The 26743-nt window shown below is 63.7% G+C and carries 21 protein-coding genes; 10 read left to right on the top strand and 11 right to left on the bottom strand.

Annotation, left to right across the window (positions count from 1 at the left end):
• Nucleotides 1–23: 23 nt before the first annotated feature.
• The 4 genes from IVA74_RS13030 to metF all read right to left on the bottom strand — a co-directional run bounded on the left by IVA74_RS13030 (nt 24) and on the right by metF (nt 6070).
• Nucleotides 24–716, bottom strand: a complete 693-nt coding sequence (locus IVA74_RS13030; protein ID WP_247344346.1) for a hypothetical protein — start codon at nt 714–716, stop codon at nt 24–26.
• Between the two features lie 56 nt (nt 717–772).
• A complete protein-coding gene (locus tag IVA74_RS40940) occupies nt 773–904 on the bottom strand; it encodes a hypothetical protein (protein ID WP_256467615.1) in 132 nt (43 codons plus the stop codon).
• 381 nt (nt 905–1285) lie between these two features.
• Complete coding sequence (gene metH / locus IVA74_RS13025) at nt 1286–5143, bottom strand: methionine synthase (protein ID WP_247343894.1); 3858 nt, start codon at nt 5141–5143, stop codon at nt 1286–1288.
• 6 nt (nt 5144–5149) lie between these two features.
• Complete coding sequence (gene metF / locus IVA74_RS13020) at nt 5150–6070, bottom strand: methylenetetrahydrofolate reductase [NAD(P)H] (RefSeq protein WP_247344344.1); 921 nt, start codon at nt 6068–6070, stop codon at nt 5150–5152.
• A gap of 387 nt (nt 6071–6457) precedes the next feature.
• Between metF and IVA74_RS13015 the strand changes: the two genes are divergently transcribed.
• On the top strand, nt 6458–7471 hold the full coding sequence (locus tag IVA74_RS13015; RefSeq protein ID WP_247343891.1) for an LLM class flavin-dependent oxidoreductase: 1014 nt from the start codon (nt 6458–6460) through the stop codon (nt 7469–7471).
• 122 nt (nt 7472–7593) lie between these two features.
• Here the strand turns inward: IVA74_RS13015 and IVA74_RS13010 are convergent, their stop codons facing one another.
• Entirely contained in the window at nt 7594–8439 is an 846-nt protein-coding gene (locus tag IVA74_RS13010) for a prephenate dehydratase (protein ID WP_247343888.1), read from the bottom strand.
• A gap of 21 nt (nt 8440–8460) precedes the next feature.
• Entirely contained in the window at nt 8461–9201 is a 741-nt protein-coding gene (locus IVA74_RS13005) for a 3-deoxy-manno-octulosonate cytidylyltransferase (protein WP_247343885.1), read from the bottom strand.
• A gap of 218 nt (nt 9202–9419) precedes the next feature.
• On the opposite strand from IVA74_RS13005, the gene IVA74_RS13000 reads away from it, so the two are divergent.
• The 6 genes from IVA74_RS13000 to IVA74_RS12975 all read left to right on the top strand — a co-directional run bounded on the left by IVA74_RS13000 (nt 9420) and on the right by IVA74_RS12975 (nt 17908).
• Nucleotides 9420–9971 carry a cytochrome c family protein gene (locus tag IVA74_RS13000; RefSeq protein ID WP_247343882.1) on the top strand — a complete coding sequence of 184 codons (552 nt, stop codon included), beginning with the start codon at nt 9420–9422 and terminating at the stop codon, nt 9969–9971.
• Nucleotides 9972–10182: 211 nt separating this feature from the next.
• The gene (locus tag IVA74_RS12995; RefSeq protein ID WP_247343880.1) at nt 10183–12084 is read left to right on the top strand and encodes an extracellular solute-binding protein; all 1902 of its coding nucleotides are present in this window, start codon (nt 10183–10185) and stop codon (nt 12082–12084) included.
• 14 nt (nt 12085–12098) lie between these two features.
• Nucleotides 12099–13973, top strand: a complete 1875-nt coding sequence (locus IVA74_RS12990; RefSeq protein ID WP_247343877.1) for an extracellular solute-binding protein — start codon at nt 12099–12101, stop codon at nt 13971–13973.
• A gap of 2 nt (nt 13974–13975) precedes the next feature.
• The gene (locus tag IVA74_RS12985; protein WP_247343874.1) at nt 13976–15085 is read left to right on the top strand and encodes a microcin C ABC transporter permease YejB; all 1110 of its coding nucleotides are present in this window, start codon (nt 13976–13978) and stop codon (nt 15083–15085) included.
• Nucleotides 15085–16266, top strand: coding sequence for an ABC transporter permease (locus tag IVA74_RS12980; protein WP_247343872.1), 1182 nt, complete (start codon nt 15085–15087; stop codon nt 16264–16266). The genes IVA74_RS12985 and IVA74_RS12980 overlap by 1 nt, the downstream gene beginning before the upstream one ends.
• A gap of 4 nt (nt 16267–16270) precedes the next feature.
• Complete coding sequence (locus IVA74_RS12975) at nt 16271–17908, top strand: ABC transporter ATP-binding protein (RefSeq protein WP_247343870.1); 1638 nt, start codon at nt 16271–16273, stop codon at nt 17906–17908.
• Nucleotides 17909–17914: 6 nt separating this feature from the next.
• Here the strand turns inward: IVA74_RS12975 and IVA74_RS12970 are convergent, their stop codons facing one another.
• Both IVA74_RS12970 and IVA74_RS12965 read right to left on the bottom strand, forming a co-directional pair.
• Complete coding sequence (locus IVA74_RS12970; RefSeq protein WP_247343867.1) at nt 17915–18757, bottom strand: C40 family peptidase; 843 nt, start codon at nt 18755–18757, stop codon at nt 17915–17917.
• Complete coding sequence (locus IVA74_RS12965) at nt 18750–20123, bottom strand: leucyl aminopeptidase family protein (RefSeq protein WP_247343865.1); 1374 nt, start codon at nt 20121–20123, stop codon at nt 18750–18752. The genes IVA74_RS12970 and IVA74_RS12965 overlap by 8 nt, the downstream gene beginning before the upstream one ends.
• Nucleotides 20124–20325: 202 nt before the next feature.
• On the opposite strand from IVA74_RS12965, the gene IVA74_RS12960 reads away from it, so the two are divergent.
• The 3 genes from IVA74_RS12960 to IVA74_RS12950 all read left to right on the top strand — a co-directional run bounded on the left by IVA74_RS12960 (nt 20326) and on the right by IVA74_RS12950 (nt 23217).
• On the top strand, nt 20326–20529 hold the full coding sequence (locus IVA74_RS12960; RefSeq protein WP_247343862.1) for a hypothetical protein: 204 nt from the start codon (nt 20326–20328) through the stop codon (nt 20527–20529).
• 264 nt (nt 20530–20793) lie between these two features.
• Nucleotides 20794–22296 (top strand): metallophosphoesterase, encoded by a 1503-nt coding sequence (locus tag IVA74_RS12955; RefSeq protein ID WP_247343859.1) that lies wholly within the window; start codon nt 20794–20796, stop codon nt 22294–22296.
• A 93-nt stretch (nt 22297–22389) separates the two neighbouring features.
• On the top strand, nt 22390–23217 hold the full coding sequence (locus tag IVA74_RS12950) for a tetratricopeptide repeat protein (protein ID WP_247343856.1): 828 nt from the start codon (nt 22390–22392) through the stop codon (nt 23215–23217).
• Nucleotides 23218–23284: 67 nt separating this feature from the next.
• Here IVA74_RS12950 and IVA74_RS12945 read toward each other — a convergent pair whose 3' ends face one another.
• The 3 genes from IVA74_RS12945 to IVA74_RS12935 are packed head-to-tail and all read right to left on the bottom strand — an operon-like array spanning nt 23285 to nt 26726.
• Entirely contained in the window at nt 23285–24259 is a 975-nt protein-coding gene (locus IVA74_RS12945) for a type II secretion system F family protein (RefSeq protein ID WP_247343853.1), read from the bottom strand.
• 9 nt (nt 24260–24268) lie between these two features.
• A complete protein-coding gene (locus IVA74_RS12940; protein WP_247343851.1) occupies nt 24269–25246 on the bottom strand; it encodes a type II secretion system F family protein in 978 nt (325 codons plus the stop codon).
• Nucleotides 25247–25262: 16 nt separating this feature from the next.
• Nucleotides 25263–26726 (bottom strand): CpaF family protein, encoded by a 1464-nt coding sequence (locus tag IVA74_RS12935; protein ID WP_247343848.1) that lies wholly within the window; start codon nt 26724–26726, stop codon nt 25263–25265.
• Nucleotides 26727–26743 lie beyond the last annotated feature (17 nt).

Genomic DNA, 26743 nt, shown 5'->3' with positions numbered 1-26743 from the left:
CACGGCAGGGTGCGGCGCCGATCCTACTTCCGCGTACAGGGCTTGATCTCGCCCGTCGCGGACTTCAGGACGATCGGATTTGGCGACAATCTTATGCCGAAGAACAGTTGAGAGCCGGACACCTTGTCGTCCGCCCCCTCGTGTACGTCCAGATCGAGCTTCGCGGCGATCTCGGATGTCAGCTTGGCCTTCTCCTCCATCGAAATCGCGTTGCGATATTTGATCTCGTAGACGACATCGGCCTCCAGCACGGACCGCGTCTGGCACACGACGGCGCCGCTCGAAACGTTCTGGGTGATCGCGTCCTCGCATTCGGCCTTCAGCAATGCGTTCCGGGTCGATATCAGCGACTCGTCGGAAATCAGCAGAATGTTGGCATTCTCGAGCTTGAGGTTGACCGCCTCGACCTGCTGCATCCCGGCGACGGCCGACAGCTTGTCCCTGACCTGGGCCGACACGTCGAGCTTCTTCTCGAGCGACTGCTTCAGGTCCCGGTCAACGGTCCGCGATCTCTGGATCTTGCCGGTCAGCAGTGTAGGGTCGACGTCGCAGGTCGGATGCAGCTCCAGCCGGCCGTTGCTCAGATACTCGATCGTGTTGATCGTGCCGGGGCCGCCAAAAGTGCTTGGCGGTACCACTTCGAAATATCCGGTCTCGGAGAGGATGGCCGTGATCGTCTGCTTCTTTCGCGGGAACCCGGCGTAGACCGAGACCATCACGAGGGCAATCGCGACAAAAACTCCGCTACCAAGCCAAAGCCATTTGCGGCTTGCTACTTGCCTGGGCAGCACAACTGACTTCGCTCGCCGCATGGCACGTAGCCTTTCGGACAGTCCGCCGAGGCAATCGTGGGCAGCACGACAAGAACGATCGCGGCGACGAACAGTGCAATGAACTGCTTCATGTGTTCGATCCCGAGCAAACCATCGGTTTGAAGGTAGCAGACCGGTAGGCTATCGAATCTAGGTTGAGTGGACAAGTGAACGACTTCACACTGTCTGGTTCCCGCGCGAAAAAAGCCGGAGAGGCGAGATCGTGCAGCCGCCAACGCCACAGAGGCGTGAGGGCCCGCAACGCGGAGTGCGAAACTGGCGCGGTTGGCGATGATGGAATGCTACAGGTGTTTTGCCCGACGGAGCAACAGTGCTTGCGGTCGCGATCTTGGCCGCGGCCGACGATCTCGTCCCCGCCCGCCGCTCCGGAGGGAAAAAAATGTTCAGGCTTTTCAACCCCATCGCTACTGTGCATGGGGTTGTTTTTTCAGTTTTTGAGTTGAGGGGCGCGCCTACCCCGCGCCCGCGCGCTTCTTCTGCCAGACGAGATGCACCGCGCAGGTGCAGCCGGGCGGGTGCGAGGCGAGGTCTTTTGACGTCTCGTCGTTTGCGGGTGTCGCCGCAAACGTCTTGTCGGTGCCCTCCCGCGACGGGATGTAGTTCAGCACCGGCGCGAGCCAGCGCTCGGTCTCGGCGACGCTCATGCCCTTGCGTACGGCATAGTCCTCGACCTGGTCCCGCTCGATCTTGCCGACGCCGAAATAATAGCTCTCGGGGTTCGCGAAATAGAGCCCGGACACGGAAGAGCCCGGCCACATCGCAAAGCTCTCGGTCAGCGTCACACCGGCGGTGTTTTCTGCGTCGAGCAGCTCGAACAGCGTCGCCTTCTCGGTGTGATCGGGCTGCGCGGGATAGCCGGGCGCGGGGCGGATGCCCTGGTACTTTTCGAGGATCAGCTCGTCGGTCGAGAGCGCCTCGTCCGGGGCATAGGCCCAGAACTCGCGGCGCACGCGCGCATGCATGCGCTCGGCGAAGGCTTCCGCAAGGCGATCGGCCAGCGCCTTGCACAGGATCGATGAGTAGTCGTCGTTCGCCATCTTGAAGCGGTCGGCAATCACATCCTCCCCGATCCCCGCAGTGACGACGAAGCTGCCGACATAATCGGGCACACCGGTGCCGACCGGTGCGATGAAGTCGGACAGCGCCGCGTTGAAACGGCCCTCGCGCTTCTCGAGCTGCTGACGCAGCGTGTGCAGCGTCGCGATCGACTTGGTGCGGCTCTCGTCGGCGTAGAGCACGATGTCGTCGCCCTGCGCGTTCGCCGGCCAGAAGCCGACGGTCGCGCGCGCCCGGAACCATTTCTCCTTGACGATGGTGTCGAGCATTTTTCGCGCGTCATCGTAAAGCGAACGCGCGACTTCGCCGACCTTGGCATCATCGAGAATCGCCGGGAAGCGGCCCGCGAGCTCCCAGGTCTGGAAGAACGGCGTCCAGTCGATATAGGGCACGAGCTCGGCGAGATCGTAGTCGTCGAAGCTTCTGGTGCCGAGGAAGGTCGGCTTCACGGGCTTGTTCGCTGCGAAATCGACCGGCACGCGGTTCTTGCGTGCCACCTCCAGCTTCAGCCGCTTCTTGTCGGCCTGCGCGCGCATATGCGCGTCCGAGATTTTTGCGTACTCGGCACGCACCTCGGCGGCATAGGCCTCGCGCTTCTCGGGCGAGAGCAGCGCGGAGGCGACGCCGACGGCGCGGCTGGCGTCGTTGACATGCACCACGGGGCCGGCGCGATAGCTCGGGTCGATCTTCACGGCCGTATGCACACGGCTTGTCGTCGCGCCGCCGATCAGCAGCGGCAGCTTGAGGCCTTCGCGCTGCAATTCGCCGGCGAAGAACGCCATCTCGTCGAGCGAGGGCGTGATCAGACCGGACAGGCCGACGATGTCGGCCTTCTCCGCCTTCACGATCTCGACGATCTTGGCGGCAGGCACCATCACGCCGAGGTCGATGACCTCGTAATTGTTGCACTGGAGCACGATGCCGACGATGTTCTTGCCGATGTCGTGGACGTCGCCCTTGACGGTCGCGAGCACGATCTTGCCGGCGGAGGATTTTGCATCGCTGTCGATGCCGTTGGCGCGATTGCGCGCCTTCTCCTCTTCCATGAACGGCATCAGCCAGGCCACAGCCTGCTTCATCACGCGTGCGGATTTCACCACCTGCGGCAAAAACATCTTGCCGTCGCCAAAGAGGTCGCCGACCACGTTCATGCCGGCCATCAGCGGTCCCTCGATCACGTCGAGCGGCCGCGTCGAGGCCTTGCGGGCCTCTTCGGTATCCTGCTCGATGAATTCGGTGATGCCGTGCACCAGCGAATGCGACAGCCGCTTCGCTACCGGCCATTCGCGCCAGGCGAGATCGGCTTCCTTGGTCTGGGTCTTGTTGCCGCGGAATTTTTCCGCGAGCGCCAGCAGACGCTCGGACGCGCCCGGATCGCGATTGAGGATGACGTCCTCGCAGACCTGGCGCAATTCGGCATCGATGTCGTCATAGACGATCATCTGCCCGGCATTGACGATGCCCATGTCCATGCCGGCCTTGATGGCGTGATACAGGAACACCGAGTGCATGGCCTCGCGCACCGGCTCGTTGCCGCGGAACGAGAACGACAAATTGGAGACGCCGCCCGAGATGTGCGCGCCCGGCAGATTCTTGCGGATCCAGCGCGTCGCCTCGATGAAGTCGACGCCGTAATTGTTGTGCTCCTCGATGCCGGTCGCGATCGCGAAAATGTTGGGATCGAAGATGATGTCTTCCGGCGGCAGGCCGACGCGGTTGACCAGGATGTCGTAGGCGCGCTTGCAGATCTCGGTCTTGCGCGCGAACGTGTCGGCCTGGCCGACCTCGTCGAACGCCATCACCACGACGGCCGCGCCGTGGCGGCGGGCGATCTTGGCCTCGTGAATGAATTTCTCCTCGCCTTCCTTCATCGAGATCGAATTGACGATCGGCTTGCCCTGCACGCATTTCAGACCGGCCTCGATCACCGAGAATTTCGAGGAATCGACCATCACGGGGACGCGGGCGATGTCGGGTTCGGCGGCGACGAGGTTGAGGAAGGTCACCATGGCCGCTTCGGAGTCGAGCAGGCCCTCGTCCATGTTGACGTCGATGATCTGCGCGCCGTTCTCGACCTGGTCGCGCGCGACCTGCAGCGCGGCGGTGTAGTCGCCGGCGGTGACCAGCTTGCGGAAGCGGGCGGAGCCGGTGACGTTGGTGCGCTCGCCGACGTTCACGAAGGGAATCGCGTCGGTCAGGATGAACGGCTCGAGGCCGGAGAGCCGCAAGCGAGGCTCGATCTCCGGCACGATGCGCGGCTTGTGCGGCGCGACCGCAGCGGCGATCGCCGCGATATGATCCGGCGTGGTGCCGCAGCAGCCGCCGACGATGTTGACCAGACCATCACGTGCGAACTCGCCGATCAGGCGCGCCATGTATTCCGGCGTTTCGTCATACTGGCCGAACTCGTTGGGCAGGCCGGCGTTGGGATAAGCACAAACAAGCGTGTCGGCGACGCGGCCGATATCGGCGATGTGCGCGCGCAGATCTTCCGCGCCGAGCGCGCAGTTGAAGCCGATGGTGACGGGCTTTGCGTGCTGCACCGAATGCCAGAATGCCTCCGGCAGCTGGCCCGACAGCAGGCGGCCGGACTTGTCGGTGATGGTGCCCGACACCATCACGGGCATGTCGATGCCGCGCTCCTCGGTGATCTCGGCGATCGCGTAGAGCGCCGCCTTGGCGTTCAGCGTGTCGAAGATGGTCTCGACCAGCAGCAGATCGACGCCGCCGTCGAGCATGCCGTTGATCTGCTCGCCATAGGATTTGCGCAGATCGTCGAACGTGACGGCGCGGTAGCCGGGATTGGAGACGTCGGGCGAGATCGAGGCGGTGCGGTTGGTCGGTCCGATCGCGCCGGCGACGAAGCGCGGCTTGCCGTCCTCGGCCTCGACGCGGCGTGCCGCGTTGCCGGCGAGGCGGGCGCCTCCGCGCGCCATCTCGTAGACGATGTCGGTGAGGTCGTAATCGGCCTGCGCGATCGAGGTCGTGGAGAAGGTGTTGGTGGCGACGATGTCGGCACCGGCGCGCAAATACGCCGCGTGGATGTCCTCGATCGCCTGCGGCTGGGTCAGGATCAAGAGATCGTTGTTGCCGCGCAAATCGCGATGAAAATTCTTGAAGCGCTCGCCGCGGAAGGCGGCCTCGTCGAACTGGAGGTTCTGGATCATCGTGCCCATGGCGCCGTCAAGCACGAGAATACGCTCGCGCGCGGCGTTCAAAAGGGCAGTTCGCTTGGAAGAGGTGGATACGGTCATGTTGTCTTAAGCCGCCTTCTGCGCGCTCTTGGCGCGGATGCCGAGCAAATGGCTGATCGCGAACACGAGATCGGCGCGGTTCATGGTGTAGAAATGGAAGGTGTCGACGCCGTGCTTGGCGAGCTTCTGCACCTGGCCGGCCGCGACGGTGGCTGCCACCAGCTTGCGGGTCTCGGCGTCGTCATCGAGGCCCTCGAACTTCGCGGCGAACCAGTCCGGCACGGAGGTGCCGGCGCGGGTGACGAAGGCTCTCGCCTGCTTGAAATTGTGCATGGGCATGATGCCCGGCACAATCGGGATGTTGATGCCGCGGGCGCGGACGCGGTCGAGATAGCGGAAGTAGAGATCGTTATCGAAGAACACCTGCGTGATCGCGCGGGTCGCACCCGCATCGACCTTGGCCTTCAGCGTGTCGATATCGTCGTCGAAGTCGCGCGCCTCGGGGTGCTTCTCGGGGTAGGCCGAGACCGAGACCTCGATGTCGGCGTGACGCTTCTTGATGCCGGCGACGAGCGCATCGGACGTCTGGTAGCCGTCGGGATGGCTGGAATAGGGCGTGCCGATGCCGCCTGCGGGATCGCCGCGCAGGCCGACGATGTGGCGGACGCCGACCTCGTGATAGCGGTCGACGATCTCGTCGATCTCGCCGCGCGAGGCGCCGACGCAGGTCAGATGCGCGGCCGGCAGCAGCGCGGTTTCCTTCAGGATACGCGAGATGGTCGAGTGGGTGCGCTCACGGGTCGAGCCACCGGCGCCATAGGTCACCGAGACGAATTTCGGGTCGAGCGGGGCCAGCCGGTTGATGGTGTCCCAGAGATTGCGCTCCATATCTTCGGTCTTGGGCGGAAAGAACTCGAAGGAGATCGCAGGCCGCTTCAGGTGCCCGTCGTGCCCGTCGGTGTGGGCAGCCGTCGTCACGTCAGTCATGGGCACCACTCACTCCAGATTATTCACCAGGTTTTGGCGCCGGTCAGCCCTAGCCTGGGATGTCCAAGATAGGACAAAGGCAGTCTGATCGACAGCCCATCGTGGATGGGAAATGGCCCACTTCATGTGTATTAGGCTGAGTTTTTCTACCTTATGGTCGAATAGTGGGAATTATGCTCATGGTAAAATACATCGATATATCAATATTTTGATGCAAGTTAAGGGCAGTTCGGTGGTTGGCTTGATCTGTGGGCAGCCTGAATTCGAAATGATATGCAGGCCGTTCGTCCCAACTACCCGCTTCCGCGTCCCGGCCCGCGGCCTGCACGTCAGACCTGCGCGGCCTGCCCATTGCCGCCGCGCCGCTCTCCACTAGGTTAGCGCGCCATGATCCCGCTCTCAGTCCTCGACCTTTCCGTCGTCACAACAGGCACAAAGCCCGCCGCGGCGTTGCGCAACAGCATCGATCTGGCGCGCCATGTCGATGGGCTCGGCTATGTCCGCTATTGGCTCGCCGAGCATCACAACCTCGCCTCCGTCGCGAGCCCGGCGCCCGACGTGATGATCGGGCAGATCGCGGCGGTGACGAAGCACATCCGGGTCGGCTCCGGCGGCGTGATGCTGCCCAACCACGCGCCGCTGGTCGTGGCCGAGCGCTTCAAGATGCTGGAGGCGCTGTTTCCCGGCCGCATCGATCTCGGCCTCGGCCGCGCCCCCGGCACCGACGGCGCCACGGCCTATGCGCTGCGTAGCCGGCTCGATCGCCGCGAAGGCGACGATTTCCTCGAGCGGCTGCACGAATTGATCCTGTGGCAGACCCGGGAATTCCCCTCGGGCCATCCCTACCACAACGTCGTCGCGATGCCCGACGATACGCCGTTGCCGCCGATCTGGCTGCTCGGCTCCAGCGATTATTCCTCAGAGCTCGCCGCGCAGGTCGGCATGGGCTTCGCCTTCGCCCATCATTTTGCGTCCCACGATGCGATCGATGCCATGGTGCACTACCGCAATCGTTTTCAGCCCTCGGCCTGGAGCGCGAGCCCGCGCGCGATCCTCGCAGTCGCCGTCATCGCGGCCGACACGGATGAGGAGGCCGAAAAGCTCGCCACGTCTTTCGATCTCAACCGCCTGCGCCGCGACCGCGGTCAATATCTTCCGCTACCAAGCGTCGAGGAAGCACTGGCCTATCCCTATACCGACTCCGAGCTCACCTCGATGCGGCGCAACCGCTCCCGTCTGTTCGTCGGCAGCCCTGCTACCGTGCAAAAGACGCTGCGGCCGCTGATCGATTCGAGCAAGCCGGACGAGTTGATGGTGATCACCGCCGTGTACGACCACGACGCGCGCAAGAAGTCGTATTCGCTGCTGGCGGAGGCGTTTGGACTTAAGGCGGCCGGATAAAGCTCTCGTGCCCCGGACGCAGCGCAGCGCCCTTCGGCGGTGCGCTGCAGAGCCGGGGCCCATCGCGCCCGCTTCGCAGCCTCTGGATCCCGGCTCGCGCTTCGCGCGTCCGGGACACGAAACTATTCCATCGTTGCCCGGAAAGGATGCCCCGGATACACGCCGACGATGCGAAATTCGCGCGAGAAGAATTTCAGCTCCTCGATCGCAAACGCAAGGCCCTTGTCGTCAGGGTGGCCGTCGACGTCGGCGTAAAACTGGGTGGCGAAGAAATTGCCGTCGACCATGTAGCTCTCGAGCTTGGTCATGTTGACGCCGTTGGTGGCAAAACCGCCGAGCGCCTTGTAAAGGGCGGCCGGCAAATTGCGCACCCGGAACACAAAAGTGGTAACCAGCGGGCCGGAGTTTTGGGCGGCCCATTTCGGCTCGCGCGCGAGCACCACGAAGCGCGTGGTGTTGTGGGCCTCGTCCTCGATGTCCTCAGCCAGAATGTCGAGGCCGTAGATCTTTGCGGCGAGGCGCGAGGCGATTGCGGCGACGGTCTTGTCGTTGCGCTCGGAGATGTCGCGGGCGCTGCCGGCGGTATCGGCGTGCACGATCCCCTTGATGCCAAGCTTGCGGATGATGCGCCGGCATTGGCCGAGCGCGTGCACATGGCTCTCGACGCTCTTGATGTCGGCAAGCTTGGTTCCCTTCACCGCCATCAGCTGATGACGGACGGGCAGAAACCATTCGCCGATGATGAAGAGGCCCGAGGCCGGCAGCAAATGATGGATGTCGGCGACACGGCCCGCGACCGAATTCTCGATCGGGATCATGCCGAGATCGGCCTCGCCCGACGAGATCGCCGACAGCGCGTCCTCGAAGGTGGCACAAGGCATCGGCTCTGCGTCGGGATAGGCCTCGACGATGGCGATGTGGGAATTGGCCCCAGGCTCGCCCTGGAATGCGATTTTCAGCTTGCTCATGCTCGGCCTTGTAACAGCGGCTCAGGATTTGGAAAGGATGCTGCGCGCGGTTTCCAGGTCCGCCGGCGTGTCCACCCCGCGGGGCACGGTATCGACAATGGTGAAGTCGATGCGCATTCCGGCCTCAAGCGCCCGAAGCTGCTCGAGCTTCTCCTGCAATTCCAGCGGCGAAGGCGGAAGCCGGACGTAGCGCTCCAGCGCGGCGCGGCGATAGGCGTACAGGCCGATATGGTGGTAACGCGGTCCGTCGCCGGTCGGAGCGGTGGCGCGGGTGAAATAAAGTGCGCGCATCCGCCTGCCGCCGAGCGAGGTTCCGATCGCCTTCACGACGCTCGGCGCGAGGTCCTCCTCCTCGGTGTGGATCTGCGAGGCCAGCGTGGCGATGTCCACGACGGGGTCTTGCAGCGGCGGCATCACCTCGCGGATGTTGTCGATCGTGATGGTCGGAAAATCGCCCTGGAGATTGACCACGATCTCGGCCTTGCCGTCCGGATCGAGCTTCTGCATGGCCTCGTGGATGCGGTCGGAGCCGGAGGGGTGCTCCGGGCGGGTCATCACGGCCTCGCCGCCATGGGCGGTCACCACGGAAGCGATCTCCGCTGTGTCGGTTGCGACCGCGACCCGTCCTATCCCGGCGGCCTCGGCACGGCGCATCACATGCACGATCATCGGCTGCCCCGCGATATCGGCGAGCGGCTTGCCGGGCAGGCGGGTGGCGGCCATGCGGGCTGGAATCAGCACCAGGATGCGGGGATTGATCATCGGTTCAAGGGCCTGGAAACGGGGCGTTTTCCGCGCCGAGAAATGGGGTGGGGACGGGCCTGAAGCCCGCTCGCTTATACGGGTTGCCAGACCCCGGGCAAACCGATATCTCAATGGCAAAACTCGGGGAAACAATTGGGAACGTTTGATTCTCCCGAGGCTCGTCCTGGCGGCCGCCTGGCCGCCAATTCTTCTTGCGGTGTGGGGCCTGGCCGGAAATGGACTCTTTCGAACTCAACAAAATTCTCGGTGCCGTGCTCGGCACCTGTCTCATCCTGCTGGTGACGAGCTTCACCGCGAGTGCGCTGTTCTCGCCCAAGATGCCGGAAAAGCCGGGCTTTGAGATCGCCGTGAAGGAAGACGCCGGCCACGGCAAGGAAGGCGCCGCCGCCGCTGCCCCCTCCGAGCCGATCGAAAAGCTGCTCCAGACCGCCTCGGTCGAGAAGGGCGCCTCCGCCGCCAAGAAGTGCGGCGCCTGCCATACCTTCGAGAAGGGCGGCCCGAACCGCGTCGGTCCGAATCTCTTTGGCATCGTCGGCGAGCCCAGGGGTGAAGGACGCGGGTTCAATTTCTCGGCCGCCATGAAGGCCAAGGGCGGCACCTGGACGTTCGACGACCTCAACAAGTTCATCGCCAACCCGAAGGGCTTCATCCCGGGCACCGCGATGGGCTTCGCCGGCATTCCGAAGGATTCCGAGCGCGCCGACGTCATTGCCTATCTGAATTCGCTGTCGGACCATCCGCAACCGTTGCCGACCGCCTCGAAGTAAGGCGTCAAAAAATCCTTCTTAAACCATGCGGCCAGGCTGGAAAGCCTGGCCGTTTCCGTGTCCGGGCCTCGCGGCAACGTTATCGGGGCGTTTGGCCGCATCGGATGGCCGTCCGGCCTTCCAAGATGAGGAAAAAGCAACATATTCCGTCGAAACCTTGCCTATATTGGGACCTTAAAGGAGTAGCCTCCTTCAAGACAGGAATGTTGATTTGGCCATTACCCGACGCGATCTCCTGCTCACCGGCACTGCTGCCGCCGCCCTCCCCGCCCTCGGTTCCGTAGCGGGCATTCCCGTCATTGGCGTGGCGCACGCGCAATCTGCCAGTGAGCTTCCTTGGCGTCACGCGCTGTCGCTGTTCGGACAGGTCAAGTACCCCGCGGAATTCAAGCGCTTCGACTACGTCAATCCGGAAGCGCCCAAAGGCGGCGTCGCGCGCCAGATCGCCGTCGGCACATTCGACAATTTCAACATCGTCGTCTCCGGTGTGAAGGGGCAGGTCGCCGGCGCTGTTGCGTTCATTTACGAATCCCTCACGACGCCCTCGCTCGACGAAGTCTCGACCGAATACGGCGCGCTGGCCGAGGCCGTCAGCCACCCGGACGATTTTTCCTTCGTCACCTATCGTTTGCGGTCCGACGCCAAATGGCATGACGGCAAGCCTGTGACCGCGGACGACGTGATCTTCTCGCTCGATTCCTTCAAGAAGCATCACCCGCAATACTCGGCTTATTACAGCCATGTGACGAAGGCCGAGAAGGTCGGCGAGCGCGAGGTGAAGTTCGTGTTCGACGCGCCGGGCAACCGCGAACTCCCGCAGATCGTCGGGCAGCTCACGGTCTTGCCGAAGCACTGGTGGGAGGGGACCGACGCGCAGGGTCGCAAGCGCGACGTTTCCGCCACTACGCTCGAAGTGCCGCTCGGTTCGGGCCCCTACAGGATCAAGGAATTCGTTGCCGGACGGTCGATCGCGCTGGAGCGCGTCAAGGATTATTGGGGGCGCGATCTCGCCGCCAATGTGGGCCGCAATAATTTCGACGAGATGCGCTACGAGTATTTCCGGGACGCCACCGTGGCGATCGAGGCTTTCAAGGCCGATCAGGTCGATTGGCGTACCGAGAACAGCGCGAAGAACTGGGCAACAGCCTACGACTTCCCGGCCGTCGCTGAAAAGCGCGTGATCCTCGAGGAGTTCGCCAATCGCAGCTCGGGCGTCATGCAGGCCTTCGTGCCGAACCTGCGCCGCGCCAAGTTTAGCGACCCCCGCGTGCGTCGTGCGCTCAACTATGCGTTCGACTTCGAGGAGATGAACAAGCAGATCTTCTACGGTCAGTACAAGCGCATCAGCAGTTATTTCGACGGCATCGACGACCTCATGGCGACCGGCCTGCCGCAGGGCAAGGAGCTCGAAATCCTCGAGACCGTCCGCGCCGAGGTCCCGCCCGAAGTCTTCACCACGGCCTACACCAACCCGGTCGGCGGCAGTCCGGAAGCCGTGCGCGAGAATCTGCGCGAGGCGCTGCGCCTGTTCAAGGAAGCCGGCTACGAGGTGCGCGACCGCAAGCTGATCGATGTCAAGACCGGCGCTCAGTTCTCGCTTGAGCTGCTGAACTCGGATCCGAGCTTCGAGCGGATCACGCTGTTCTACAAGCCGTCGCTGGAACGGCTCGGCATCGCGGTCAGCGTGCGCACGGTCGATCCGACCCAATACGAGAACAGGACCAGAGAGTGGGATTTCGACGTCGTCACCAACTCCTGGGGCGAGTCGCAGTCGCCGGGTAACGAGCAGCGCGAATTCTGGTCATCCAAGTCGGCTGATATCGCCGGGTCGCGCAACATTACCGGCATCAAGAATCCGGCAGTCGACAAGCTGATCGAGCGGGTGATCTACGCCACGGGTCGCGACGATCTCGTCGCGGCCACCAAGGCGCTCGATCGCGTGCTGCTGTGGAATCACTACGTCGTGCCGCAATGGACCTATTCGAAAGTCCGCACCGCGCGCTGGGACCGCTTCGGCCGGCCGGCGGAGCTGCCCAGATACGGTCAGTCCGGCTTCCCGTTCATCTGGTGGTACGACGCGGACAAGGCGGCGCGGATCGCAAAGAAGTCGTGAGGGGCATTTCTCGCATGGCGCAGCTTTCACGCCGGCATCTGCTGGCCTTGGGTGCAGGCGGCGCGTTCAGCGCCTCCTGGCTCCGGGGCGCGACAGCGTCCGAGATGCCCGCCGAGGTCCATGGCATCTCGGCATTCGGCGACCTCAAATACCCCGCCGACTTCCACCATTTCGACTATGCCAATCTCGATGCGCCGAAAGGCGGCACGTTCTCCCTCATTCCGTCGGTGCGCGCGTATAACCAGTCCTACCAGACCTTCAACTCGCTCAACGCCTTCATTCTGAAGGGTGACGGCGCGCAAGGCATGGACATGACGTTTGCGCCGCTGATGGTGCGCGCAAACGACGAGCCGGACGCGATGTACGGGCTTGCCGCCAAGTCTGTAAATATATCGGCAGACAAACTGGTCTATCGCTTCACGATGCGGCCTGAGGCGAAATTCCACGACGGCACCAAGCTTACCGCGCACGACGCGGCGTTTTCCTTGACGGCGCTGAAGACCAAGGGGCATCCGCTGATCATTGTGCAGATGCGCGACATGGTTAGCGCGGAAGCGATCGACGCCACGACGCTTGTCGTGACCTTCGCCAAGGGACGCGCGCGTGACGTCCCGCTCTATTTGGCGAGCCTGCCGATCTTCTCGAAAGCGTATTATGCCTCTCGCGCCTTCGACGAAACGTCGCTTGAGACGCCATTGGGCTCGGGTCCGTACAAGGTCGGGAAGTTCGAGGTCAATCGCTACATCGAGTTCGAGCGGGTAAAGGACTGGTGGGCCGTCGATCTGCCATCTTGTCGCGGCAGCTACAATTTCGACGTGGTGCGCTATGAGTTTTATCGCGACCGCGACGTCGCCTTCGAGGGATTTACCGGCAAGAACTATCTCTACCGCGAGGAGTTCACGTCCCGCATCTGGGCCACGCGCTATGACTTCGCTGCCGTGAAGGATGGCCGCGTCAAGCTCGAGATCGTGCCCGATGACACGCCGTCCGGTGCGCAAGGCTGGTTCATCAACACGCGGCGCGACAAATTCAAAGACCCTCGCGTGCGCGAGGCCCTGATCGATGCTTTCGACTTCGAATGGACCAACAAGACCATCATGTACGGCGCTTATGCCCGTACGGTGTCGCCGTTCCAGAATTCGGACCTCATGGCAAGCGACGGACCTCCTCCGCCGGACGAGCTGAAGCTGCTGGAGCCGTTTCGCGGCCAGATTCCCGACGAAGTGTTCGCCGCGCCCTTTACGCCGCCGGTCTCCGACGGCTCCGGGCAAGATCGCAGTCTGTTGCGCAAGGCGCAGCAACTGCTCAGCGACGCCGGCCTGCCGATCAAGGACGGCAAGCGAACGCTGCCGAACGGAGAGGTGTTCAGGATCGAGTTTCTGTTGGACGAGCCTTCCTTCCAGCCGCACCATGCGCCCTACATCAAGAATCTCGCGACGCTCGGCATTGAAGCGAGCGTGCGCCTCGTCGATGCCGTGCAACACAAGGCGCGCCAGGAGGATTTCGACTTCGACATCACGATCCAGCGCTTCAGCATGTCGGCGACACCGGGTGATGCCATGCGCGCTTTCTTTTCCTCGCAGGTCGCGGCAACCAAGGGATCGTACAATCTGGCGGGGATCGCCAACCCGGCCATCGACGCGATGGTCGAGAAAATCATGGCGGCTGACAGCCGCGCAGAATTGACCGTGGCCTGCCGCGCCTTCGATCGCCTGTTTCGAGCCGGCCGCTATTGGGTGCCGCAATGGTGTAACAAGACGCACCGGCTTGCTTATTGGGACCAATTCGGCCATCCGCAGAAGCTGCCGCGTTATGCCAACGGCGTCGGTGCCCCCGATATCTGGTGGCACGATGGCGGCAAGGCCGCCAAGCTCGAACAGGCGAAATAGCCATGAGCGCCTATATCGCCCGCCGCATCCTGCTGATGATCCCGACCTTGCTCGGGATCCTCTTCGTCTCCTTCATCGTCGTGCAGTTCGCGCCGGGCGGCCCGGTCGAGCGCGTGATCGCCCAGCTCTCGGGCGCCGACACCGGCGGCAGCTCGCGCATTTCGGGCGGCAGCGACTTTGCACAGCGCGCCCCGGGGCAGTTAGGGGCCGGCGGCGATGCCATCAACTCGAAATATCGCGGCGCGCAAGGCCTCGATCCCGATTTCATCAAGAAGCTGGAGGTGCAGTTCGGCTTCGACAAGCCGGCGCCCGAGCGGTTCGCGCTGATGGTGTGGAATTTCGCCCGCTTCGATTTCGGCAAGAGCTACTTCCGCGATGTCAGCGTGATCCAGTTGATCAAGGAGAAGCTGCCGGTCTCGATCTCGCTCGGCATCTGGCTGACACTGCTGACCTACCTGATCTCGATTCCGCTCGGCATCCGCAAGGCGGTCAGGGACGGAACGCGCTTCGACACCTGGACGTCGAGCGTGCTCGTGCTCGGCTATGCGATTCCCGGCTTCCTGTTCGCGATCCTCCTGATCATCCTGTTTGCCGGGGGCTCGTTCTTCAACTGGTTCCCGCTGCGCGGACTGACCTCCGACGGCTGGTCGCAATTTCCCTGGTACTGGAAGATCATCGATTACTTCTGGCATTTGACGCTGCCGCTCATCGCCATGGGGCTCGGTGCATTCACCACCATGACGTTCCTGACCAAGAACTCGTTTCTGGACGAGATCCGCAAGCAATACGTGATGACCGCGCGCGCGAAGGGCTGCAGCGAGAATCGGGTGCTCTACGGCCACGTCTTCCGGAACGCGATGCTGATCGTCATCGCGGGTTTTCCCAGCACCTTCATTCACGCCTTCTTCTCGGGCTCGCTTTTGATCGAGACCATCTTCTCGCTGGACGGACTGGGACTGCTCAGTTTCGAGAGCGTTCTCAACCGCGATTACCCCGTGGTGTTCGGCACGCTCTTCATCTTTTCGCTCATCGGCCTCGTCATCAACCTCATCTCTGACCTGACCTATATGTGGATCGATCCGCGGATCGATTTCGAGGCGCGGGAGGTCTGATGACGCTGGCCGCCCCCACCACGCCGATCGAAACCACTGCGAAGTCGCCGCTCGGCAATGCCGTGCCGATCACGCGCAAACCGTTCGTGCCGTCGCCGCTCAACAGGCGGCGCTGGCAGAATTTCAAGGCGAACCGGCGCGGCTACTGGTCGTTCTGGCTCTTCATGATCCTGTTTGTGGTGTCGCTGTTCGCCGAGCTGATCGCCAATGACCGGCCGTTCATGATCAAATATGATGGCCGCCTCTACTGGCCATCCGTCATCACCTATTCGGAAACCACTTTCGGCGGCGACTTCGAAACGGCGGCCGATTATCGCGATCCCTATTTGCAGAAGCTGATCAGGGACAAGGGCGGCAGCATCGTCTGGCCGCTGATCCGCTACTCCTACGACACCCACAATCTCGATCTGCCGACGCCGGCACCGTCGCCGCCAACCTGGATGCTGACGGAAGCGCAGTGCAAGCCGGTGGTCGAGAAGAAGGGCCTCAAGAGCTGCCGCGACCTGGAATACAACTGGCTCGGCACCGACGATCAGGGCCGCGACGTGGTGGCGCGGCTGATCTACGGCTTCCGCATCTCGGTGCTGTTCGGCCTCTGCCTGACCATCGTCTCCTCCGTCGTCGGCATCGCGGCCGGCGCGGTGCAGGGCTATTTCGGCGGCTGGATCGACCTGCTGTTCCAGCGTTTCATCGAGATATGGACTGCGATCCCTTCGCTCTATCTGCTGCTGATCCTGTCGTCGGTGCTCGTGCCCGGTTTCTTCGTGCTGCTCGGCATCCTGCTGTTGTTTTCCTGGGTGTCGCTGGTGGGACTCGTGCGCGCGGAATTTCTGCGCGGGCGCAATTTCGAGTACATCCAGGCGGCGCGGGCGCTCGGCGTGTCGAACGCCGTAATCATGTTCAGGCATCTATTGCCGAACGCGATGGTCGCGACGATGACGTTCCTGCCATTCATCGTGTCGAGTTCGGTGATGACACTCACGGCCCTCGACTTCCTCGGCTTCGGGTTGCCGCCCGGCTCGCCGTCGCTCGGCGAGCTGCTGTCGCAGGGCAAGTCCAACGTGCAGGCGCCCTGGCTCGGTTTCTCCGGCTTCTTCTCGGTCGCGATCATGCTGTCGCTCTTGATCTTCATTGGCGAGGCCGTGCGCGACGCCTTCGATCCGCGCAAGACGTTCAGGTAAACCAATGGACGCGATCAACCAGCCCCTGCTTGCCGTGCGCGACCTCTCGGTGGCCTTCCACCAGGGCGGCGCCACCACGCTCGCGGTCGACAAGGTCTCGTTCCAGATCAAGCGCGGCGAGTGCGTCGCACTGGTCGGCGAGTCCGGCTCCGGCAAGTCGGTCAGCGCGCTCTCGATCCTTAAGCTGTTGCCCTATCCGAACGCCTCGCATCCCTCGGGCAGCATCCGCTTCAAGGGACGCGAGCTGATCGACCAGTCGGAGCGGGAAATGCGCGGGATTCGCGGCAGCGACATCTCCATCATCTTCCAGGAGCCGATGACCTCGCTCAATCCGCTGCACACGATCGAGTCGCAGATCGGCGAGATCATCCAGCTCCATAACCCGACCAGCAATGCCGAGGTGCGCACGCGGACGTTGGAGCTGTTGACGCAGGTCGGCATTCCCGAGCCTGAAACGCGACTGAAGAGCTATCCGCACCAGCTCTCCGGCGGCCAGCGCCAGCGCGTGATGATCGCGATGGCGCTCGCCAACGAGCCGGACCTCCTGATCGCGGACGAGCCGACCACGGCGCTCGACGTCACCGTGCAGGCGCAGATCCTGACGCTGCTCGCAGAGATCCGCGGTCGGCTCGGCATGAGCCTGCTCTTCATCACCCACGATCTCGGCATCGTGCGCCGCATCGCCGACCAGGTCTGCGTCATGAAGGGCGGCGAGATTGTCGAGCAGGGGCCGGTCGAGCAGGTCTTCAAAAGCCCGAAGCATCCCTATACGCGCGACCTGCTTGCCGCCGAACCGAAGCCGGATCCAGCGCCGCCGCAGCCAGATGCGCCGGTGGTGATGTCGGCCGACGACCTGAAAGTCTGGTTTCCGATCAAGCGCGGGTTGATGCGCAAGACGGTCGGTCACATCAAGGCGGTCGACGGCGTCAGCATCGCCGTGCGCAAGGGCGAGACGCTCGGCGTTGTCGGCGAGTCCGGCTCGGGCAAGACCACGCTGGGACTGGCATTGATGCGGCTGATCTCCTCGAACGGACGCATCGTGTTCCTGGGAAAAGATATCCAGGGTCTGCGCTTCAAGGAGATGCGGCCCATCCGGCGCGACATGCAGATCGTGTTTCAGGATCCGTTCGGCTCGCTCAGCCCGCGTATGTCGGTTGCCGACATCGTCGCCGAAGGTCTCTCCGTGCATCAGCCGAAGCTCTCGCACGAGGAGCGTGAGGTGCGCGTCGTCAAGGCGCTCGAGGACGTCGGGCTGGAGGCAGACACTCGCCACCGCTATCCCCATGAATTCTCCGGCGGCCAGCGCCAGCGCATCTCGATCGCGCGCGCCGTGGTGCTGGAGCCGGATTTCGTCGTGCTGGACGAGCCGACCAGCGCGCTCGACATGCTGATTCAGGCGCAGATGGTCGATCTGCTGCGTGAGTTGCAGCGCAGGCGCGATCTCACCTACATGTTCATCTCGCACGATCTACGCGTCGTTGCCTCGCTCGCCAGCCATCTGATCGTGATGCGTGGCGGCAAGGTGGTCGAGGAAGGCCAGGCTTCTGAACTTTTCAAGAACCCGAAAACGGATTACACCCGCGCGCTGTTTGCGGCGGCGTTCCGGCTGGAAACGGCGGGGAACGGGTCGACGGCGACATAGCGTCCGTCAGAGCCGCTTGATCGCGGTGATCTCGCTGCCGGCTTGCTTGATCCTTGCGATTGCCGGCTCGATCGGCTCGATCACCGTTGCCATGTGATGCGCATTGGCGTGGACCATGGTGGCGCCATCGCGGACGATGGCGACATGACCCTTCCAGAAGATGAGATCACCGCGTTGCAGCTTGCTCAGCTCATGCGGCTCCAGCGCGCGGCCGATCCCGGCCTGCTGCATGTCGCTGTCGCGCGGGCAGCCGATGCCCGCCGATGTCAGCGAGACCTGGACGAGACCGGAGCAATCGATGCCAAAACTGCTTTTGCCGCCCCAGAGATAGGGCGTGCCGACGAAACGCTCGGCGACTGTGACGAAATCTGGCTCGCGATGACCAAGCGGGGCGAGATGGGCCTTGGGCAGATATTGTCCGTCGCGCGTCACAGCGAAGCTGCCGTCCTCGCGCGCGACCGCGATCTTCGATCCCATCACCAGCGTGTCTGCCGGGGACAGCTTGATCGAGGGACCGGGGAAGGCAAAGGTTCGTAGCGCGCCGACCATGTGGGTCGGGGCGGACGAGGGCTTCATGAGCGCTGCATCCGGCAGCCAGCCGACATAGCCATCACCGGAAAGCTGACCCCAGGCCCAGCCTTCGCCATCGCGATCGTAGACCGTGACGCGTTCGCCGCGTAGCGCTTGTGTCATCAGCATCGCGTTCGACGACGGTTGCTCGCGCACGGGGGCGATCGCCTCGACTATCTCGTATTCCTCGCCCGTGACGAAGCGATCGGCCTTCACCTTGCCTTCGAGATATTTCGCGGCGAGGTCGCCCCGCATTGGTGTCAGTCGCGGATCATGCATAACGCTCGCTCAGCAATGTGTAGATCGCGCGCGCGGCCTGGCATTCGCCGCCCTCGGGGCGCGCGGGCTTCGCCGACGGCGTCCAACCGTAGATGTCCACATGCAGCCAGCTCCTGGCCTGCTCGACGAACCGTTGCAGGAACAGCGCGCAAATGATCGAGCCGGCAAAGCCGCCGGACGGTGCGTTGGTGATGGTGGCCGTCTTGGAGTCCAGCCACGCATCGTAAGGCGGCCACAGCGGCATGCGCCACAACGGATCGTTCTCCTTCACCGCACATCGCGCGACGTCGGCGGCAAGCGTCTCATCATTGGTGTAAAAGGGCGGTAAATCAGGCCCCAGCGCGACGCGTGCCGCTCCCGTCAACGTGCCGAGATCGATCAGCAGGTCCGGCTTTTCTTCGTCGGCCAGCGCCAGCGCGTCGGCGAGCACGAGGCGGCCCTCTGCGTCGGTATTGCCGATCTCGACCGTGATGCCCTTGCGCGAGGTGAAGATGTCGAGCGGGCGGAAGGCGTTGCTCGAGACCGCGTTCTCCACGGCCGGAATCAGCACGCGCAGCCGGACCTTGAGCTTCGCATCCATCACCATGCGCGCCAGCGCCAGCACGTTGGCGGCGCCGCCCATGTCCTTCTTCATGATCAGCATGCCGCTCGATGGCTTCAAATCGAGCCCGCCGGTGTCGAAGCAGACGCCCTTGCCGACCAGCGTCACCTTGGGATGAGCCGGGTCGCCCCAGCCGATGTCGATCAGCCGTGGCGCGCGGTCCGAGGCCATGCCGACGGCGTGGATGAGCGGAAAATTCGTCTTCAAGTCCTCACCGATGGTGCAGGCAAAGTCTGCACCGAATTCGGCGGCGAGATCTTGCGCGGCTGTGGCCAGCTCCTCCGGCCCCATGTCATTGGCCGGCGTGTTGATGAGGTCGCGCGCCAGCGTCGCAGCGTCCGCCATGCGGTTGATCTCGGCCGCGTCGACGCCGTCGGGCGGCACGAGGCGGACCTCGGGGCGGTCCGCCTTGCGGTACCGGGCGAAGCGATAACTGCCGAGCGCGAAGGCGACTGCGGCGAGCCGTGCATCGTGCGGTGCATTGGCGAAGCGATAGATGCCCGGCGGCAACAGGCCGGGCAGGGCGCCCGGCCGGAACAGGTCGGGCGCTCTTGCACCTTCGTCCTCGAGGCCGAACAGCACTTGCGCGATCGTGCCGTCGGGCGCTGGCAGCGCGAGGTAGCCGCCCGGCTTTGCGGTAAAAGCGCTCGCGGTGGCGAACCGGCGTTGCGCCGGCGGCAGCGTCTCGGCGACCTGATCCCAGCTCGACTTGGTGACGAAGGTGATCGGGATGGCGGAGGGCGACGTCTCGAAGACAGAAGGCATTTGGCGGGTCCGGATCGTCAGATCGAGCGGGTCATACGAACGGACGAGATTTCGCAGAGTTTCGCCGCCGCTGCAATCAGCTTTGCGCTCACCATTCGGCGATCCGCTACTCGCAGCAGGAGGGCCATGCTACGTTCCGGCAACGGCCGTCAAGTGAAGAGATATCCGGCGGCCGACGACCAAGCCGGCCGGGAGGAATGCAATGGAATTTGTGTGGAGCGTGGTCACATTCATCGGCCAGGCCGTCGAGGCGATTTTCGGCTATGTCGAGCATCATCATTGGATCTTCGCGTTCCTTGCCGGCGGTTACATCTTCTATCTCCACGACCGCTCCGTTCACGCGCGGTTCGATGCGCTCGACAAGCGCATCGACGAAATCCGCAAGCGGATGGCCATCGAATATTGATCGGGCGAGCGAAGCCATCAGCGGGCTCGTATCTCATGCGGAGAACTGCCGTTCACGCGAGCGTGGCCGCAAGGGCTTTACTAGCGCTGCGGTTGTGGCATTATCGATAAATATTTTAGATTGTGTCGTGCGATTCTGCACCTAGCGAGAGTTTATTCTCACCTGGCTCATCACGGCCCGGGTTGAAACCGGACTGAACCTGATCGGCGAAGGCATTTCTCTTATCTTTTGGGCGGCGCAGCATTTGTAAACAAGCGGCGCAAGATGGATAGATCGTTTGTTATTGTACACATCTCCGACCTGCATCTGGACGGGACGGGTCGGCTGCTTGCGACGATCGAGACGCTCAATGCCGCAATTCGCGAGAGGATGGCGGACTTCGCGGACGTTCCCGATCGCATCCTGATGATCACGGGCGATCTGGTGGACGACCCGACGCCGCGTGCGCTCGACGAGGCGCTCGCCGTCATTGCGTCCTTCCGGCAGACCGGGCTGTTCACCGACATCCAGGCGATTGCCGGCAATCACGACGTGAAGCGCCCGAGCCAGCGTGCAGGCCGCCACGACGTCTATGATTACCTGCATCTGCCACGCACCTCGAAGAGCGTCTACTACCGCCAGGCCGGCCTCGATCTGGTGCTGCTCGATTCCAACCGCGCCAGCATTACGACACTCGCGAGCGGCAAATTGGACGAGGGCGCCTATAACGCCATGGTTGCGGATTCCGCGCGGCTGAGCGTCGAGCTTGCGGGCAGCCTTGGGTCGGCCGGCCGCGCCGATTATGCCGAGCCGGCGGAAAACCTCGTGCGTGTGCTGGCGCTGCACCATCATCCGCTACCGCAGGCAACCGGAGAGGGGAAGCGATTTCTCGGCGTGCCCGACGAGCCGCTGATGTATCTCGCCGCGCCCGCGACCTTCCTCGAAGCGGCGACGTCGCTCAACGTCGATCTGGTTCTGCACGGGCACCGGCATGTCGAGGGGCTGACACGTTATTCGATCCCCGATCCGCGTGCCACGTCGAGCGAGAGCGGTGAAGCATTGTGGCGCACGATCTACGTCTTGTCCTGTCCGTCATCGACCGGACGGGCCGGTGACGATGCCGGCTTCAACGTCATCCATTTCGGCCCGATGTCCCATGCCGGCCGTATGGAATATCGCTTCGCGATCGCCCGCTACTCACGCTCACGCAACGACGGAGTCTTCAGGCCGCTCGATTCGAACCTGCCGCACGGCGTCGTCAGGCTGCCGGCAGGGCGGGATTTTTTCCGTGACCCGGCCGTCCAGTCGGCCATCGAGATCGACGCATGCACGGCGCTGAAACTGGATGAGGTTACAGCATTTGCCCGCCGGCTCCTGCTGCGCCGCGCCTTCTATGCCGACGGGGAGGTGGATTGGGCCAATTTGCTCCACGTCTATCTCGTCACCTCTCACGCCTGGGCCGATCTCGAAAGCAAGTTCCCGAGGTCTGCGTGCAAGCATGACGTCGAGGCGGCGTCGGTGGTGACATCGGTGCTGCGCCGATTGGTCGAGCAATCGGCCAATGTGCTCGGCATCGACGATTTTCAGCTCGACGAGCTCCGCGCGAGGCGTCTGGTCAATCGCGACGATCTTCGCCGCGAATTGCCGAGGGTGGCGCGCCCGGGCATCGATGTCGAGGTCGAGGCGCAGCAACGACTGCAATTGCTGCGGGACCTGAACGAGCAGGCGAAGGCGCTCGGCCTCGATCCGGGTCTCGGCGGCAAGGTGCCGCCGCAGACGCCGCAGTGACAGGCGGGTCGGGGAGCGTTAACCGGCCGTTAGGGTTAACAGTCTATTGCTGGCGCGTTCGGCTCGATCAATCGGCTCGAGAGTCAAAGCGTCATGCGTCAACGGTTCAGTCTCGAACGGTTCAGTCTTGCCCGGCTTCTTGCGTCTACCTCGCTGGTCGCGGCGGTGGCCATAGGCCTCGGCGGCTGCACGGCCATGTCGAAACTCTCCGACGTCACGGGCTCGATCGGGCCGCGGGCGGAAGCCGCTCCCACCGATCCCGCGCGCGCCGCTGAAGTCTATGGCGAGCGCTACCGTGCCAATCCCAAGGACGCCGAGGCGGCGCTCGCCTACGGCCAGGCCTTGCGCGCCAACGGCCAGCGCGCCCAGGCCGCCGCCGTGCTCGAGCAGGCGACCATCGCCAATCCCGGCAACAAGGCGCTGATGGCCCAATACGGTCGCGCGCTCTCCGACAACGGAAATTTCCAGCAGGCCTTCGATGTGCTGTCGAAGGCGCATTCGCCCGACAATCCGGATTGGCGCCTGCTCTCGGTGCAGGGTACCGCGCTCGATCAGATGGGTCGTCACGAGGAAGCGCGTTCCTATTATGCGAGCGCGCTGAAGATCGCGCCGGGCGATGCCGGCGTGCTCTCCAATCTCGGCCTGTCCTACATGTTGTCAAGAGACCTGCCGAAGGCCGAAGACGCGCTGCGACAGGCCTACGCCTCGCCGCGCGCAAGCACGCGGGTGCGGCAGAATCTCGGTCTGGTCGTCGGTCTCCAGGGCCGCTTCGCCGAAGCCGAGACCATCGTGAAGGCGGACCTGCCGCCGGACCAGGCCGCGGCCAATGTCGCCTATCTCAAGGAAATGCTGACCCGCAGCGCCGCCCCGCGCGGGACCCCGAAGCGGACTCCGGTCGCCTCGCTCGGGCAGCCCGACTGATCAGACGTGATTTTCCAATGCTGAAGACAACCGCGGACCGCGCGGACCGCGCGGTCCGCGTCTTGCGTCATTGCATCGCGGAGATCTTGATGCCGGTCGGTCCGAGAATGACGACGAACAGCACAGGCAGGAAGAACAGGATCATCGGCACCGTCAGCTTCGGCGGCAGGGCGGCGGCCTTCTTCTCGGCTTCGTTCATGCGCATGTCGCGGTTTTCCTGCGCCATCACCCGCAAGGAGTGGCCGAGCGGGGTGCCGTAACGCTCCGCCTGCTGGAGCGCGAGGCATACCGACTTGACGCCCTCGAGCCCGGTGCGGCGCGCGAGGTTCTCATAGGCGACCTTGCGGTCCTGCAAATAGGACAGTTCGGCCGTGGTCAGGGTGAACTCCTCCGACAGCGCGATCGACTGGCCCACGATTTCGACCGCGACCTTCCGGAACGCCATCTCGACCGACATGCCGGATTCGATGCAGATGAGGAGCAGGTCGAGCGCATCGGGGAAGGCGCGCTTGATCGAGAGTTGTCGCTTGGAGATCGCGTTCCTCAGGAAGAGCATCGGCGCCTGAAGGCCGAGATAGGCCGCACCGACGCAGATGCCGATTTTGATCGGCATCGACTGCTCCATATGCGCGATCAGGAACACGTAGACGACCGAGCCGACGAACAACACGATCGGGGCCACCAGGCGGGCGAACAGGAAAGTGATGTAGGGCGCCTGGCCGCGATAGCCCGCCATGATGAGTTTGTCCCGCGCAGCTTCCTGCGCGAGCCATTTGGTCAGGTTGAAGTCATCGACGACTTTCGAGACGAGTTGCTTCGGCGTCTGGCGCAGCGAGACCTTTTCGCTCTTGTGAAGGCGCTCGCGCTCGCGCTGCCGGATGCGCTCACGTTCGTTCGCCACCGCCTTCATGCGCTTGGCAAGGCCTTCGCCGGCGAACAGCGGCATCACCAGCGAATAGACGGTGGCGCTGGCGGCGACGGCCGCCAGCATCATCGTCATGAAGTGGACGTCGTGAAGTTTCGAAACGAGGAACTCTACCATAAGGCACCATCAGAAGTCGAAGTTGATCATCTTCTTCATCACCATGATGCCGACCGACATCCAGACGACGCAGCCGACCAGCATGAGCTGGCCTGTGGGATGGGTCCAAAGCGTCGAGATGTATTGCGGCGTCGTGAGATAGACGAGGAACATCACGATCGGCGGCAGCGAGCCGATGATGCCGGCCGAGGCCTTGGCTTCCATCGACATCGCCTGGATCTTCTCTTTCATCTTCTTGCGGTCGCGCAGCACCTTGGAGAGGTTGCCGAGCGCTTCGGAGAGGTTTCCGCCCGACTTTTGCTGGATCGAGATGACGATGCCGAAGAAGTTGGCCTCGGGCAGCGGCATGCGATCGTAGAGCCGCGTGCAGGCCTCGCCGAGCGGCATGCCGACCGCCTGGGTCTCGATGATGGACAGAAACTCGCTGCGCAGCGGCTCGGGCGCGTCGGCGGCGACGACCTTGATCGATTCGAACAGCGGCAGGCCCGCCTTGATGCCGCGGACGATGACGTCGACGGCGTCGGGCAGCGCCTTCAGGAACTTGGCTTCGCGGCGATTCTTCAGAAAGCCCAGCCCCCAGCGCGGCAGACCGAGGCCGCCGGCAAAGGCGAGGCCGGCGGCGCCGAGCAGGCCGCCGCCGATGAACAGGGCGGCTGCGAACAGCACGCCCGCCACGACGGCGGACACGATCCAGAATTTCTGCGGCGCCCAGTCGAGGCCGGCCTGCGACAGGCGAACACTGAGCGGTACGCTCTTCTCCTGCTGGCGCCGCGCCTCGAGATCCTTGAGCGAGGTCTCGACCTGCTCGCGACGCGAGCGTTGCGTCTTCTCGGCCGCGCGGGCCGTGGGCGCCTCGGCGCGCGCGATCGAGGCGCGGCGGCTCTCCGCCTTCCGTTCCCCGGACAGCATTGGATAGAGGAAGACCCAGGCGAGGCCGCCGACGGCGGCGGTAGCGAGGAAGGCGAGGGCGAGGACCTGCATGTTCATGGCCGTGCTGACTTCCTCACGTCGGGGGCGCCACTTCTGCGGCGTCGAGTGCCGCGGCAAGGCGCTTCTCTTCGCCGTAATAGCGGGCGCGTTCCCAGAACTTCGGGCGGCCGATGCCGGTCGAGCGATGCCGGCCGATGATCTTGCCGTTGGCATCCTCGCCGACCATGTCGTAGAGGAAGACGTCCTGGGTGATGATGGTGTCGCCTTCCATGCCCATCACCTCGGTGATGTGGGTGATGCGGCGTGAGCCGTCGCGCAGACGCGCGGCCTGGACGATGACGTCGATCGAGGCGCAAATCATCTCGCGGATTGTTCGCGATGGAAGCGAAAAGCCGCCCATCGTGATCATGGATTCGCAGCGTGACAGCGCTTCGCGCGGATTGTTGGCGTGCAGCGTGCCCATCGAGCCGTCATGGCCGGTGTTCATGGCCTGAAGCAGGTCGAAAGCTTCGGGTCCACGGACCTCGCCGACGATGATGCGCTCGGGACGCATACGCAGGCAGTTGCGAACGAGCTCGCGCATGGTGACCTGGCCTTCGCCCTCGATGTTGGGCGGCCGGGTTTCCAGCCGCACCACGTGCGGCTGCTGGAGCTGGAGTTCGGCGGCGTCTTCGCAAGTAATGACGCGCTCGTCGTGCTCAATGTAGTTGGTCAGGCAGTTGAGCAGCGTGGTCTTGCCCGAGCCGGTACCGCCGGAGATCAGCACGTTACAGCGGACGCGGCCGATGATCTGGAGGATTTCAGCGCCTTCCGGCGAGATCGCGCCGAACTTGACGAGCTGATCGAGCGTCAGCTTATCCTTCTTGAATTTGCGGATGGTGAGCGTGGGGCCGTCGATCGACAGCGGCGGTACGATGGCGTTGACGCGGGAGCCGTCGGCCAGCCGCGCGTCGCAGATCGGCGAAGATTCGTCGACGCGCCGGCCGACCTGGCTGACGATCCGCTGACAGATGTTGAGCAGCTGCTGGTTGTCGCGGAAGCGGATGCCGGTGCGCTGGATCTTGCCGTTGACCTCGATGTAGACGGTATTGGCACCGTTGACCATGATGTCGGCGATGTCGTCGCGCGACAACAGCGGCTCCAGCGGACCGTAGCCGAGGACGTCATTGCAGATGTCGTCGAGCAGCTCTTCCTGCTCGGCGATCGACATCACGATGTTCTTGATCGCGATGATCTCGTTGACGATGTCGCGGATTTCCTCGCGCGCGGACTCCGAATCGAGCTTGGCGAGCTGGGCGAGGTCGATGGCTTCGATCAGCGCGCCGAAGATGGTCGCCTTGACCTCGTAGTAATTGTCCGAGCGGCGGGCTTCCATGGTCGGCGCAGGCTTCGCCGGGGCAAGCGGCGGCGAGGCGACCGCCGGCGGCGGCGGCGCGCGCGACACGGCGGGCGCCGAAGCCTGGGCAGGCTCTGACGCCACGGCGCCGGGCTTCGGGGCCCGAGTATCGGTGTCTGTTCCGCTACGCTTACCGAACACTTAACAACTCCATGCGG

Origin of the sequence: Bradyrhizobium sp. 132 (assembly GCF_023074185.1) — a bacterium.
Lineage (GTDB): Bacteria > Pseudomonadota > Alphaproteobacteria > Rhizobiales > Xanthobacteraceae > Bradyrhizobium.
Note: the sequence above shows the minus strand (reverse complement) of the source record. Positions and strands in the feature narration are given on the sequence as shown.

What these genes read in the sequence shown, in the direction of transcription:
- IVA74_RS13005 (WP_247343885.1), bottom strand. Translation starts at nt 9,201, where the DNA reads ATGATCAATCCCCGCATCCTGGTGCTGATTCCAGCCCGCATGGCCGCC.
- IVA74_RS12945 (WP_247343853.1), bottom strand. Translation starts at nt 24,259, where the DNA reads ATGGTAGAGTTCCTCGTTTCGAAACTTCACGACGTCCACTTCATGACG.
- IVA74_RS12975 (WP_247343870.1), top strand. Translation starts at nt 16,271, where the DNA reads ATGGACGCGATCAACCAGCCCCTGCTTGCCGTGCGCGACCTCTCGGTG.
- IVA74_RS12955 (WP_247343859.1), top strand. Translation starts at nt 20,794, where the DNA reads ATGGATAGATCGTTTGTTATTGTACACATCTCCGACCTGCATCTGGAC.
- IVA74_RS13015 (WP_247343891.1), top strand. Translation starts at nt 6,458, where the DNA reads ATGATCCCGCTCTCAGTCCTCGACCTTTCCGTCGTCACAACAGGCACA.
- IVA74_RS13030 (WP_247344346.1), bottom strand. Translation starts at nt 716, where the DNA reads ATGGTCTCGGTCTACGCCGGGTTCCCGCGAAAGAAGCAGACGATCACG.
- IVA74_RS12950 (WP_247343856.1), top strand. Translation starts at nt 22,390, where the DNA reads ATGCGTCAACGGTTCAGTCTCGAACGGTTCAGTCTTGCCCGGCTTCTT.
- IVA74_RS12990 (WP_247343877.1), top strand. Translation starts at nt 12,099, where the DNA reads ATGGCGCAGCTTTCACGCCGGCATCTGCTGGCCTTGGGTGCAGGCGGC.
- IVA74_RS13000 (WP_247343882.1), top strand. Translation starts at nt 9,420, where the DNA reads ATGGACTCTTTCGAACTCAACAAAATTCTCGGTGCCGTGCTCGGCACC.
- IVA74_RS12965 (WP_247343865.1), bottom strand. Translation starts at nt 20,123, where the DNA reads ATGCCTTCTGTCTTCGAGACGTCGCCCTCCGCCATCCCGATCACCTTC.
- IVA74_RS40940 (WP_256467615.1), bottom strand. Translation starts at nt 904, where the DNA reads ATGAAGCAGTTCATTGCACTGTTCGTCGCCGCGATCGTTCTTGTCGTG.
- IVA74_RS13010 (WP_247343888.1), bottom strand. Translation starts at nt 8,439, where the DNA reads ATGAGCAAGCTGAAAATCGCATTCCAGGGCGAGCCTGGGGCCAATTCC.
- IVA74_RS12980 (WP_247343872.1), top strand. Translation starts at nt 15,085, where the DNA reads ATGACGCTGGCCGCCCCCACCACGCCGATCGAAACCACTGCGAAGTCG.
- metF (WP_247344344.1), bottom strand. Translation starts at nt 6,070, where the DNA reads ATGACTGACGTGACGACGGCTGCCCACACCGACGGGCACGACGGGCAC.
- IVA74_RS12970 (WP_247343867.1), bottom strand. Translation starts at nt 18,757, where the DNA reads ATGCATGATCCGCGACTGACACCAATGCGGGGCGACCTCGCCGCGAAA.
- IVA74_RS12960 (WP_247343862.1), top strand. Translation starts at nt 20,326, where the DNA reads ATGGAATTTGTGTGGAGCGTGGTCACATTCATCGGCCAGGCCGTCGAG.
- IVA74_RS12985 (WP_247343874.1), top strand. Translation starts at nt 13,976, where the DNA reads ATGAGCGCCTATATCGCCCGCCGCATCCTGCTGATGATCCCGACCTTG.
- metH (WP_247343894.1), bottom strand. Translation starts at nt 5,143, where the DNA reads ATGACCGTATCCACCTCTTCCAAGCGAACTGCCCTTTTGAACGCCGCG.
- IVA74_RS12940 (WP_247343851.1), bottom strand. Translation starts at nt 25,246, where the DNA reads ATGAACATGCAGGTCCTCGCCCTCGCCTTCCTCGCTACCGCCGCCGTC.